Annotated in this window: 12 protein-coding genes and 1 pseudogene; 8 read left to right on the top strand and 5 right to left on the bottom strand. The window is 58.7% G+C overall.

Annotated features, from left to right (window positions below):
• Nucleotides 1-15 precede the first annotated feature (15 nt).
• The gene (gene trpC, locus DIT71_RS01060; protein ID WP_114611352.1) at nt 16-828 is read left to right on the top strand and encodes an indole-3-glycerol phosphate synthase TrpC; all 813 of its coding nucleotides are present in this window, start codon (nt 16-18) and stop codon (nt 826-828) included.
• Between the two features lie 33 nt (nt 829-861).
• Here trpC and DIT71_RS01055 read toward each other — a convergent pair whose 3' ends face one another.
• The 4 genes from DIT71_RS01055 to DIT71_RS01040 form a co-directional block, all read right to left on the bottom strand.
• Nucleotides 862-1,476: a DUF4202 domain-containing protein gene (locus DIT71_RS01055; protein WP_114611351.1), complete on the bottom strand. Its 615-nt coding sequence runs from the start codon at nt 1,474-1,476 to the stop codon at nt 862-864.
• 4 nt (nt 1,477-1,480) lie between these two features.
• A complete protein-coding gene (locus tag DIT71_RS01050) occupies nt 1,481-2,098 on the bottom strand; it encodes a glutathione S-transferase family protein (RefSeq protein ID WP_114611350.1) in 618 nt (205 codons plus the stop codon).
• 90 nt (nt 2,099-2,188) lie between these two features.
• Nucleotides 2,189-2,923: an alpha/beta fold hydrolase gene (locus DIT71_RS01045; protein WP_114611349.1), complete on the bottom strand. Its 735-nt coding sequence runs from the start codon at nt 2,921-2,923 to the stop codon at nt 2,189-2,191.
• A gap of 2 nt (nt 2,924-2,925) precedes the next feature.
• A complete protein-coding gene (locus DIT71_RS01040) occupies nt 2,926-4,026 on the bottom strand; it encodes a M14 family zinc carboxypeptidase (protein ID WP_114611348.1) in 1,101 nt (366 codons plus the stop codon).
• A gap of 298 nt (nt 4,027-4,324) precedes the next feature.
• Here DIT71_RS01040 and DIT71_RS01035 point away from each other — a divergent pair, with 298 nt between their 5' ends.
• From DIT71_RS01035 to DIT71_RS01015, 5 genes are all read left to right on the top strand, one after another.
• Nucleotides 4,325-5,293 (top strand): ABC transporter substrate-binding protein, encoded by a 969-nt coding sequence (locus DIT71_RS01035; protein WP_114611347.1) that lies wholly within the window; start codon nt 4,325-4,327, stop codon nt 5,291-5,293.
• Nucleotides 5,294-5,403: 110 nt separating this feature from the next.
• Nucleotides 5,404-6,438: an ABC transporter permease gene (locus DIT71_RS01030; RefSeq protein WP_114611346.1), complete on the top strand. Its 1,035-nt coding sequence runs from the start codon at nt 5,404-5,406 to the stop codon at nt 6,436-6,438.
• An 11-nt stretch (nt 6,439-6,449) separates the two neighbouring features.
• The gene (locus DIT71_RS01025; RefSeq protein WP_114611345.1) at nt 6,450-7,508 is read left to right on the top strand and encodes a betaine/proline/choline family ABC transporter ATP-binding protein; all 1,059 of its coding nucleotides are present in this window, start codon (nt 6,450-6,452) and stop codon (nt 7,506-7,508) included.
• Between the two features lie 105 nt (nt 7,509-7,613).
• The gene (locus DIT71_RS01020) at nt 7,614-8,486 is read left to right on the top strand and encodes a substrate-binding periplasmic protein (RefSeq protein ID WP_114611344.1); all 873 of its coding nucleotides are present in this window, start codon (nt 7,614-7,616) and stop codon (nt 8,484-8,486) included.
• Between the two features lie 111 nt (nt 8,487-8,597).
• Nucleotides 8,598-9,335: a glutathione S-transferase family protein gene (locus tag DIT71_RS01015; RefSeq protein WP_114611343.1), complete on the top strand. Its 738-nt coding sequence runs from the start codon at nt 8,598-8,600 to the stop codon at nt 9,333-9,335.
• On the opposite strand, the gene DIT71_RS01010 is transcribed toward DIT71_RS01015, so the two are convergent.
• The gene (locus DIT71_RS01010; protein WP_114611342.1) at nt 9,325-10,362 is read right to left on the bottom strand and encodes an AraC family transcriptional regulator; all 1,038 of its coding nucleotides are present in this window, start codon (nt 10,360-10,362) and stop codon (nt 9,325-9,327) included. The genes DIT71_RS01015 and DIT71_RS01010 overlap by 11 nt on opposite strands.
• A gap of 135 nt (nt 10,363-10,497) precedes the next feature.
• Between DIT71_RS01010 and DIT71_RS01005 the strand changes: the two are divergent.
• Both DIT71_RS01005 and modA read left to right on the top strand, forming a co-directional pair.
• Nucleotides 10,498-11,220: pseudogene (locus DIT71_RS01005) on the top strand (sterol desaturase family protein); the annotation flags it as partial.
• A 298-nt stretch (nt 11,221-11,518) separates the two neighbouring features.
• Nucleotides 11,519-12,280 (top strand): molybdate ABC transporter substrate-binding protein, encoded by a 762-nt coding sequence (gene modA, locus DIT71_RS01000; RefSeq protein ID WP_227537895.1) that lies wholly within the window; start codon nt 11,519-11,521, stop codon nt 12,278-12,280.
• The last annotated feature ends 2 nt before the right edge of the window (nt 12,281-12,282 follow it).

Here is a 12,282-nt window from a genome sequence, read left to right as displayed (position 1 = left end):
TTTTACGGGCCTGATATGACTGACAGACATTTGGATAAAACTCCCACCATTCTGCGGAAAATCGTCGATCGGAAATGGGAGGAAATTGATGAACGCAAACGCACGGTTTCTATCGGCGACCTGAAAGCCATGGCTGGCGACCAACCGCCGGCGCGGGGCTTTGCTAACGCACTGCATGCCCGCATCGAACAGCGGACCCCAGCGGTCATCGCCGAGATCAAGAAAGCCTCCCCCAGCAAGGGCATCCTCCGCGATCCGTTTGTGCCCGAAGCCATCGCCGAAAGCTACGAAAAAGGCGGCGCGGCCTGCCTGTCAGTGCTCACCGACAAAGACTTCTTCCAGGGCCATGAGGACTACCTCAAAGCAGCCCGCGCTGCCTGCAGTCTGCCGGTAATCCGCAAGGACTTCATGGTGGCGCCGTATCAGGTCTACGAAAGCCGGGCCATTGGTGCGGACTGCATCCTGCTGATCGCCGCCTGCCTGACCAGGGACCAGATGCAGGAACTGGAAGGCATCGCCCACGAAATCGGGCTGGGTGTACTGGTGGAAGTGCACGACGGCGAGGAACTGGACGACGCCCTGACCCTGTCCACGCCACTGGTGGGCATCAACAACCGCAACCTGCACACCTTCGACGTCTCTCTGGATACCACTTTCGACCTGCACGAAAGGATCTCTGCCGACCGCCTGACCATCACCGAGAGCGGTATCATGACCCGGGCTGATGTGGAGACCATGACCGACCGGGGCATCTACGGCTTCCTGGTGGGCGAGTCTTTCATGCGGGCCGAGGAGCCTGGCAAGAAACTGGAAGAGCTGTTTTTTTAGGAATGCTGACTCAAATGCCGATCCAGGCCAGAGTCACTTCCCAGGTTCAGCCAACGCCTCCTGCAATAACGCCAGCAAATGCGCCGGCATCCCTTCGGCCAGCTTCAGTGCCGCCTCATGCCCTCGCGGCGACATCTTGCCCCAGGTGCGGCGGACAATTCGCAGCCACTTCTCCCGGTCATAGTCGGCATTCTGCTCATAGAAATCCGCAAAATAACGCTCAAGGAACACCATACAGGCCACATCTTCCAGTAACTGGGTGTCCTCATCCCTGCGCAGCTCCCGCTTGGTAAGGATGGTTTCAACCCGCTCACACTCGGCCTGCGGATAACCACACTCCGCCATGATCTCGGCTGCCCTGCGACCGTGCATGCGGCCACAGGCCTGGCGCCATTCGTAGTAGGCCTTGCGGCCTTCCGGGAAATCCCTACGGGGCATAGTCCAGCGCTCGATGTGCTGGGCCCGGCAGGCAATCTGCATACGCCCGGAGGGTTGCGGCTCAAGCTCGAACAGCCAGCGGGTCATGTGCTGGCTGTAGGCATACTCCTTGGGCAGGGATTCACCGTCCCATTGCTCGGTGTTGGGATCCGCCAGGTTGGCGGTATCAATCTTGTCCAGAGCACAGACCAGGCGATCGGGTTGTGTCATCGGATCACACCTGGGCAGAGGGACGCTGCTTGATGCGATCGTACCAGGCCTGGAGGTTGCTCTGTTCCGGCTTGATGCGGATATCTACCACGCGGGCGAAGGCCACGGTGGTAAAGGCATTGATGTCGGCAGCGGTAAAACGATCGCAACAGATGTAGTCCTTGCCCTCCAGCTGCTTGTCGAGGAAGTGCATGAACTTTTCCACGGTGTTTCGACATTCCTCGCCCCATTCGCTGATCGGGTTCATACGGTCCTTGAAGTAACCGCTGGTGTGCTGAAAACACATCCCGGTGGGCATGAAGAAGGAAAATTCGATCCAGCGCAGCCATTGCTCTATCAGCGCTTTCTCAAGGGGCGTATCCCCCAGCAGGGTTGGAGAATCCGGATAACTTTCCTCAAAGAAGCGGCAGATGGCCATGGTTTCGGAAATGCAGGTGCCGTCATCCAGCTCCATCACCGGCACCTTCTTCATCGGATTCTTGGCGACGTATTCCGGTGTCAGGTTCTCACCCTTCAGGATATCGATCTCCACGAACTCGGCCCGATCCAGCAACCCCTTTTCAGACATGAACATGCGCACCCGGCGAGGGTTCGGGGCGGTTTTGGTCTCAAGAATTTTCATTGTTATTGGCTCCATACGTCGTCATCGGAAGTCAGTGATAAATCCTATGGCAGACTGCCGCGGAACACCTGTTGCGTCAAGCAACCCCGGTTACCGGGGCAGCCAGCGTTTCATCTGACGGATGATCCATTCCGGATCATCCAGGGGAAGGTCGTGGCCGGCGGAGGGATGTACTTTCAGCGTCCACTGCCATCGCTGCTCGAGCACCCTGCTGCATTTCCAGTGAACAATGCGGTCACCCTCGCTGGCCAGCAGCAGCGCATCGGTCAGGGGCCGGTCGGGCAGCGGCCTGAAAGCGACAGCGGCTTTCAGCTGGGCCCAGGCCGTTCGGCGCCTGACCGGGCGCTGGCGCTGGATGCTATACCAGTGTTTCATGGTCTGCAGACTCACTGGCCGGTTACAGCTCAGTCTCAGGATGTCCGCTTCACGATCGAACAGTTCGCGGCGGCATAACAATCGTACGATACGGGGCCATGCGCCCGGCTTCATCCTGTGCCACGGCGGGCTGAAGCCGGAGCTGGTGTTGATCAGAACCAGGTTCTGGATTTCCCCCTCAAGCGCATGCTGCGCCCAGTCCAGTGCCACCATGCCCCCCATGGAGAGCGCCAGCAGGCTGTAAGGGCGCGGAATATGGCGAACACTGTGCCTGACACTCTCGCGAATGGCAGCGATACTCTCGGGACAGGGGTCATTGAAGTGCACGCCGGTGCCCGGGAGATCCACCCGATGAAAATGTTGCTCCGGAAAAGCATCTGCGAGCAGCCTTGGAAACTCTCCCCAGTGCGACTGCTCCCGGGTGAGCCCCCGTAACAGAATCCAGTGCATTGTCAGTGGTGGTCCCTGTACCAATGGGCGATAGCGGCTTCTTTAAGCATGGACTCCTCATCGTCCCTCGGCAACCAGTTTTGATGGTTGGCGGCGGCGCTGACCAGAAAATCGATAAAGCTCAGGTGACTTCGCAACACCCTCCGATGCCGGTGAGGAGCCAACGGGTTAAAAAATCCGTCCAGGCGCAACAACTGTCGTGGCCGTTTCCGGATCCAGCGCCAGGAACCCAGTTCCAGCGTAAGCGGAATGAATGCGCCATCACCGCTGCGGTTAATCTTCTTGTAGAAATAATCCCACAGGTCACCGTGAGTCAGATAGTGCCGGGACTGAGGCTCGAAGCGATAGTTGTGCTCCGGCCACGCCTGTTCCCAGATCAGCTTCAACGCCATCACCGATGCGATCCGTCGCATGGGACGACGGCGATAGGCATAGGGGAACCAGATCTGGTCCTGCCAGCCAAAACCCGAGTGGCAGTCCAGGGCCACACTGAAGGGTCGGCCTGGCAGCAGTCCGGAGATCACTGATTCCAATGCCCGGTTTTCCGCTTCCATACCCTGCTCCGGGTCCCCGATAAACCACGGCAGGCGCGGCGACAACCTCTGGCCGCCAAGCAGAAACGCACTGCGGTCCTGGGCCGTGATCGGCGCGTTGCGCATCAGGTCGACCCCGCTGGGATTGCTGCGCTGATTCAGGTACATGCCGCCGGGGTTCAGTATTGGCAGCAGGGTAACCCGCACCTTTTCCAGCAGCGCCTGAAGGTTATCATCCCAGGCGACCCGGGCCAGCAGGTTGCGCAGCCATGCCATCACCACCTCGCTGCCAATACGCTCGAGCCCGTGGACGCCACCCACCAGCAAAACCACCGGCACATCGGGGGAATCACTGCCCAGATCAACCCGGTAGATGGGCAAGTCAATCTCCTTCAGGGGCACCCGCGCAAGCGCATTCACCGAGACCAGCTCCGGCGCTTCCGCCAGCATCCGCTCCAGCCGAACCATCTCCGGCAAATAGGTTCTCAGCAGTTGCCTTTGGCGGCTATCCCTGCGCTCCTGTTCTGTCGAAATGGCGGAATGGGGGGTCAGTTCACGCAATTCGGTCATGGGGCTCTCCAGTTCCAGGTGACCCTTCAAACTACTGCAGAATTGCTTCATTTTGTTGACAAAACGGTCGCATTTTCAGGCATGGATTGGCACTTCCCCAACGCGGTTTTACATTAATCGCTTGTAACTCAGGCTCAGAGCGTTACCCTTGAAGGTACGTAATAACCGAGGCCATAGCGTTTCTCTTGTCCTTTGATGACGCAGTACCAACAAAGCATGTCACTTCTCGAGGGGTCGTCCCGGCCTCTCTTGCGGACCTGTGTCCGCGTATTTTTAAACCCGATAAGGAGAACCAATCATGCGAAAGCTAACGCCTGTCGCGCTGCTTTGCGCGATGTCTGTTCCCGCCGTTGCCCAGGCTGAATGTGGCGAAGTCTCAATCACTGAAATGGGCTGGGCTTCGAATGCCGTTGTTACCGGCGTTGCCAAATTCATCATGGAGCAGGGCTATGGTTGCGACGTAACCGTGGTTCCCTCGGATACCGTTCCGGCTGTCACCTCGGTTGCAGAGAACGGTGAGCCCGATATTGTCACCGAGCTGTGGCTCAACTCTGCCGGTGAGGCTTATCTTGAGCTGGAAGAACAGGGCAAAATCGAGCGTGTCGCAGAAGTACTGGACCCCGGCGGTGTCGAAGGCTGGTGGATTCCCACCTATCTGGCCGAGGAACACCCGGAGCTGACCACCATCGAAGGGGTCATGGAAAATCCTGAACTGGTAGGCAGTCGGTTTCACAACTGCCCAAGTGGCTGGGGCTGCCGGGTTGTCAGTGACAATCTGATTGAAGCCCTCGACCTGGAAGAATCCGGGATTGAAGTGTTCAATCATGGATCCGGTGAGACCCTTGCCTCCTCCATGGCGTCAGCGGTTCAGTCTGAAGAGCCCTGGTTCGGCTATTACTGGGGTCCGACCGTGCCGCTCGGCAAGTACGACATGACCCGGGTTGAGCTGGGAGAGTACAAGCCCGAAGTCCACACCCGCAACCAGACCCAGGATGTAGAGAACCCGGGGGTGTCGGAGTTCCCCGCCGCGACGATCCTCACGTCCATTACCACCGACTTCAAGGAGCGTCAGCCGGAAGTGGCAGAAATGCTCAGCAATCTGACCTTCAAGACGGAAACCATGAGCCAACTGCTGGCCTGGATGGATTCCAACAACGCCTCTGCCGAGGAAGCGGCGGTGTATTACCTGAGCAACAACAGCGATGAATGGTCAAGCTGGCTCAACGATTCCGCCAGGGAACGCCTGGCTGCGGCAATGGGAGAGTAATCTTCTGCCTACCCTGACAGGGGCCGGCCCTCCCCGGCCCCTGTCAACTCCGATAGCGGAGAACTCGAAACGAGCCTTTAACATCTGATTGCGACGGGAACCAACCGCCCATGGCTACCTACGATTTCATATTTTCAGCGCTGGGACTGGAAGACTGGTGCGCAGAAGGGCAAAGCGACGCGCCCATGTCCATGGCAGCGCTACTGCAAAAAACCCAGGGAACAACCGGCGAACCGGAATCTCTCTGGGATACGCCTTTTCCTTCCATGGACGCGCTCAACGAATCCTGCGCGGCTTTTCCGCAATCCCGGGATCTTACAAAGGGTCTTGAAGAGGGCTTCCTGTCCATCAAGGATAGTCTGAGCGTTGTTCTGGATCCTTTGACCCAGCCCCTGAGCTGGGCCCTGGACGGCACACTCTACGGCATGCTCAACACGCCCTGGTGGATCGTCATACCAGTACTCCTGGCGGTGGTTTTCTTTGTCACCAAGTCCTGGAAACTGGTCGGTTTTGTTGCGGTAAGCCTGTGCCTGCTGGCTTTCATCGACTACTACCGATACGCAATGGAGACGCTATCGATCATTTTTGTCTGCGCCTTCATTTGCGTTCTGCTGGGCGTGCCCATTGGCATCGCCATGTCCCGCAACGATATGATGCAGCGTCTGACCGTTCCGGTTCTGGACATGCTGCAGACGTTGCCGCCTTTCGTATACCTGATTCCACTGATCTTCCTGTTCAGTGTGACCGAATCCAAGCTCTACGGCATCGCCATTATTCTTTACGCCATCGTGCCGGTTATCCGCCTGACCAACCTCGGCATACGACTGGTGGATAAAGACGTGATTGAGGCTGCCGACGCCTTCGGCATGACCAGCCACCAGAAACTGTTCAAGGTCCAGATTCCCCTGGCACTGCCCAATATCATGGCAGGTGTGAACCAGACCATCATGATGAGTCTCGCCATGGTCGTTATCGCTTCCCTGGTTTCGGCCCCGGGCCTCGGGGTCCTGGTACTCCAGGGCATCCGTAATCTGGAACTGGGTGTCGGCCTGGTTGCCGGACTCGGTATCGTGATTCTGGCGGTGATCCTTGACCGGGTAACCAAGGCCTCACTGGCGCGCATCAACGCCTCACAGAACCAATAAGGGAGCGAACCGTGGACCGGAATATCAAGATTTCCATCCGCAACCTCTACAAGATTTTCGGCCCAACCCCCGACATTGCCCTTGCACATGTTCGCAAGGGCATGGGGAAAGCCGAGTTACTGGAAAAGCACAATCATGTGCTGGGCCTACAGGATATCAATGTGGATATCCATGAAGGCGAGATCACCGTCATCATGGGGCTGTCCGGCTCCGGCAAGTCGACTCTCATCCGTCATCTCAACCGGCTCATTGAACCTACCGCCGGGGAAGTAGAGGTGGATGGTGAAAATGTGCTGGCCTACGACGAGGACAAACTGAGGAAACTGAGACGGGAACAGATGTCCATGGTTTTCCAGAAGTTTGCCCTGCTCCCCCACAAAACCGTGCTGGAAAATGCCGGTATGGCGCTGCTGGTTCGGGGTTACTCGGTGCAGGATTTCGAGGGCGAAGCGAAAAAATGGCTCGCCCGGGTGGGGCTGGAAGGCAATGAATACCAGTATCCGCACCAGCTCTCCGGCGGCATGCAACAGCGCGTGGGCATTGCCCGTGCGCTAGCATCGAACTCGCCCATTATGCTGATGGACGAGGCCTTCTCCGCGCTGGACCCGTTGATCCGGTCCGACATGCAGGACCTGCTGCTGGAACTGCAGGACGAGCTGCAGAAAACCGTCGTGTTCATCACCCACGATCTGGACGAGTCTCTGAAACTGGCGGATCACCTGGTCATCCTCAAAGAAGGCCATATCGTCCAGCAGGGGGAGCCCCAGGAGATCCTGATGAACCCCAACGACTCCTACATCACCGACTTTATCAGCGACATTAACCGCGCCCGGGTTCTGCGGGTGCGCTCGATCATGGAAAAAACCAAGGCAGCACCGGAAGAGTGCGCTGGCGATATTTCGGAACGCGATAACCTGGAATCGGTGATCGCCCGCTCCAACGGCGATACCAGTCTTACCTATCGTGTGGTCAGAAAAGGAAACCAGGTGGGCATCCTCAAGATGGAAGAACTCGTAAAAGCGCTGGTACCACTGGATGCCTCCGAGGGTGACGCGCGAAGCCGTTATTGACCGGGCCGCGAACGCATGGCGCGCCGAACTGAAACAGATGACAGGATTGTAAACAAGGGACTATGCTTTAACGGTTGCCGTAACTCCACGGCTTACCGGACAACGATGATGTCCAGACTTGTCATTACAGTGTTTGCGGTGCTGTTTTTCATGGGCTGCTCCCAGCCGGACGGCAGCTCGGGTGAGGCGGTTGCGGAAACCTCCGGCGGGGTATCCGCCGGTGAAGCGGCCCTCCCGCCCCTCATCGACAGCCAGCGGCGGGCAGACACCATCGTGATCGCCGCAGACCCGTGGTGCCCTCACAACTGCGAAGCCGGCAGTGATCACGAGGGCTATATGGTGGATCTGACCCGGGATATCCTTGGCGAGTCGGGGTACACCGTGGAGTACGTCAACCTCAGTTGGGCCAGAGCTCTTCAGATGACCCGGGATGGCCAGCTGGACGGGGTAGTCGGAGCCTTTGTCACCGATGCACCGGACTTCGTTTTCCCCGACACTCCCCAGGGCCACTCATCCATAGCAGTGTTTACCCACCCGGACAACAGCTGGCGTTATGCCGGCATCGAATCCCTTTATGACCAGCAGCTGCTGGTAATTAATGGTTACTCGTACACCCCGGAGCTGGATCGCTACATTGACCAGTATCAGGCCGACCAGAACAAGGTATGGGTGATTTCCGGCACATCCCCCCTGGACCGCGCCATTGAAATGCTGGAGCAGGACCGTACCGACCTTTATGTCGAAGACGAGTACGTCATGGCCTGGTGGGCCAGGAGCACCGGGAACACCGCAAGCCAGCCCCGCGGGGCGGGACGTATCGGCGAGATCAACACCTTTGTGGCGTTCTCCCCTACCCGAAAGGATTCACAGGAACTGGCAGCGCTGTTGTCGCAGGGCACACGCCAGCGAATCAATGATGGTCGCGCGCAGCAGATCCTCGACAACTACGGTCTCACTCTGTGGATTGAAAAGCCCTGAGGGTTGCGGCAACCTGTTTCGACCAGTGCCGGTTTTGATGCACAGCGGTTACCATTTCCTGCCTCAAAGCATTACCCTTGGCCCATTAAACAGGCAGGAGAACACTGCACTATGGCCATCAGACTTTACCAGTTTGCGATATCCCATTACTGCGAAAAGGCTCGCTGGGCGCTGGATTACAAAGGGCTGAGCTATGAGAGCATCAGCCTGCTGCCCGGGCAGCACGTCAAAACCATCCGCAAGCTCACCGGCAGGGATTCATCAGTCCCGGTGCTGGACCATGACGGCCACCGGGTGCAGGGATCCAGGGAAATCATCGACTACCTTGACGACACCTTCCCCGATCACCCACTGACACCGGCCGACCCCCAGGCACGCGAAGCTGCGCTGGCCTGGGAGCAGCGACTGGACGACGAGGTCGGCCCTGCAGTGCGCTGTTATTCTTACCACCATTTTTTGCAGCGTCCCAAGGTGGTGGTTCCCCTGCTGGCGGCAGGCACTCCCTTCTATAACCGGATTTTGCTGAAACTGGCTTTCAGCCGCGTCGACGAGATCATGCGCACGTGGATGAAAATCAATGAAAAGACATCAGAGCGATCGCGGGAAACCATGGAGGCCTACCTGACGGAACTGGCCCAAGCCTACCAGCAAAAACCCTATCTGGCCGGCGACAGCTTCTCCCGCGCTGATCTCACCGCTGCCGCGCTGTTTGCACCCATGTTTCAACCGGAACAGTATCCGGTGCCCTGGCCCAAACCCACAAAAATCCCTCGCGAAATCAAGGCCTGGCTGGCCAAGTGGCAGCCACAGATCCAGCCTTTGGAGAAGGTTTACGCCGCTAATCGCTGAGCGCCTGCCGCCGTTCCCTGCCCGGGGGTTTGCCGGTCCAGCGTCGATAGGCCCGGGTAAAAGCGCTCTGCTCGGAGAAGCCCAGCAACAGGGCGATGTCTGTCAGGGTCAGTGACGGATCCGCCAGATATTGCCGGGCCAGCTGTTCCCGGCTGCGGTCCAGCCACTGTTGCCAGCTCAGCTGGTGCCTGGCCAGCCGCCGCTGCAGGGTACGCGGCGCCATGTGCATATCGCTCGCCGCTCTGGCCAGGGTAGGCTCGCCGTCAGTCAGCAGCTTGAGCAACACCTGCTGTAACTGGCGATCGGTGCCGGAGTTGTTTCCGCGCCTCTGGCCAGGCTTAGCGTCAACTTCTGCAGGCAGTACCCGCACCAGCGCCCTTGCCTGCCGGTCCAGCAACTCCCGCAAAGTGGGATCCCGCCGGGGCATCGGGATACTCAGATGATGCAGCGGAAACCGCACCCGCACGTGGCTGTCTTTCCAGGTCACCGGGCAGCCAAAAAATGCCTCATAGGCCCTGGCGGTTTCGCCATCAACGCTCTCGAGAAAACTCACCGCGGAAGGCGGAGGTGGCTGATCAATCTGACGGCGCATGAACGTCACCAGCGCTGCAATGGCTGCGCCATCCGCCTGCTGGCCCAGTTTGGTGTCCAAGGGTGGCCAGCGCATCTCGACGGTATCGCCGATCACCTCGATCTCTGCAAGGCTGGCACCATAGAACAGGGCTTCATAACGCTGGTAAGCCAGCAGGGCTTCCCCCAGCGTATCAGACGCCAGCACCAGGTAGCCCAGAACGCCGACATGGCCCGGGAGCACGCAGGTTCCCACGCCCAGCTCCGGCGCAACCCGACCCGGCATCAGCGCCAGTCCCTGGGACAGCAGATTCCGCCACACTGGTACCGGGACACTGTCCCGTGATGCCCAGCGTGCCAGTGCTATTCGCAACGGGGCAGCGTCAAGTCCCTCCCGGTCCAGCCAGTCCCCAAGCAATCCGGTCCAGGCGCCGGTTACCCGGATCACCCTGGCCACTGTTGATCCACCATCAAGCTCCTGACCTCCACAATAATGGCGTCGATGATCAATTTAATGGCGTAGATTGTCAATTTTTACCCGGGCGATCGGAACAGAATAAACGTCGGCCAACAAATACAATACGGATAGAGCATGGCTTTGAAAGACATGGTGGTGTCGGTTCTGGAGGGCAGCGGCCTGCTACCGCTCTGGAATATGCTGGCCCCCTGGCTGGCACTGGATGAACGACAACTGATCTTTGTGGCAGCAACACCTGTGTTCATTGCTGTCACCCTATGGGAATACCTGCGCATTCGCCATGACCCCGCGCGCATGGACCTGCCGGAAGCCATCCGCAACTTTGCCCTGGGTGCCGGTTATCAGGTGACAGAACTGCTGTTCGCCGGCCTGATCGCCTTTCCCGTGTACGCCTTTGTCTATCATCACCGGCTTCTGGATCTGGAGCTGACCTGGGTGACCGGCTTCCTGACCTTTGTGGGCGTGGACTTCTGTTTCTACTGGATGCATCGCTCCAGCCATCGCATACGCTGGTTCTGGGCTGCCCACGTGGTACATCATTCGTCGGAGCGGATGAATTTCTCCACCGCCATGCGCCAGAACGCCACCAACATTTTCAACGGCATGTGGATGTTCTATCTTCCCCTGGCGCTTCTCGGTTTCAACCCGGTTTGGATTGGCATTGCCTATGCTCTGTCGCTGGTTTACCAGTTTTTCATCCATACCACCCTCGTGGGCCAATTGCCGCGCTGGGTGGAAGGGGTGTTCAACACCCCCAGCCACCACCGGGTTCACCATGGCCGCAATCCGGGCTATATTGATCGCAACTACGGTGGCACGCTTATCCTCTGGGACCGGCTGTTCGGAACCTTCGTGGCCGAGGATGAACAGGCCCCGCCGGAATACGGCATTACCCGTCCGGTGCATTCCCATAATCTGCTGGTGTTGTGGACCCATGAATACGTGGATCTGTTTCGGGCCATGGCCCGGCCTGGCGGTGGCCTGCTTTCCCGCCTGAAACATCTGTGGAAACCACCGGAATGGGACCGGGACAGGGAGTGAGCAGACCCATGCCATCAACCGGGGCATGACGTCACCCGGCCAGGAGCGGTATGATCACGGCTCATCTATCGAATGACAGGAGTGAGCCTCCTCCGTGAAGATCATCATCCTTTCATTACTGGCCCTGAGCCTGCCAATGACCGCTGCAACGGCCCGCGCCGGAGAAGTCAGGCTGGCCATTGCCACCAATTTTCACGATGCCGCCGAACGCCTCGCCGCGCACTTTTCAGAGACGACGGGCCATAGCACCCGAATCAGCTACGGCTCTACCGGCAAGCTTTACGCCCAGATTCGCCATGGTGCGCCATTTGATGCCTACCTGGCAGCGGACGAGGAGCGGCCGCACCTGATGGAGCGGGAGGGTTCCGGAGTGCCTGGCACACGTTTCACCTATGCCATCGGCAAACTGGTGCTCTGGAGCCCGGACGCGGAAGCCTTCAGAGAGCCGCAGGCGCTCCTTGAAGCAGATACCCTGCGCCGCCTCGCCATTGCCAACCCGAAAACCGCTCCCTACGGCCTGGCCGCCAAACAGACCCTGGAACACCTCGGACTCTGGAAAACACTGGAAAGCCGGCTGGTCAGGGGGGAATCCATCGCCCAAACCTTCCAGTTTGTGGCCACCGGCAACGCAAAAGCTGGGTTCGTGGCGCTGGCCCAGCTCCGGGATGACCATCAAGGCGGTGCCCGCTGGGAAGTCCCCAACACGCATCATGAGCCCATCGCACAGCAGGCCATACTTTTGGACCGGGGCCGCAGCAACGAGGCAGCCAGGGCATGGCTGAACTTCCTTGCCAGTGCTGAAGCACAGGACATAATCCGGGAATACGGCTACGATATCCCGGACCTGCCTGAATAACC

Source organism: Marinobacter vulgaris (assembly GCF_003344045.1).
GTDB classification, from domain to species: Bacteria; Pseudomonadota; Gammaproteobacteria; order Pseudomonadales; family Oleiphilaceae; genus Marinobacter; species Marinobacter vulgaris.
Note: the sequence above shows the minus strand (reverse complement) of the source record. Positions and strands in the feature narration are given on the sequence as shown.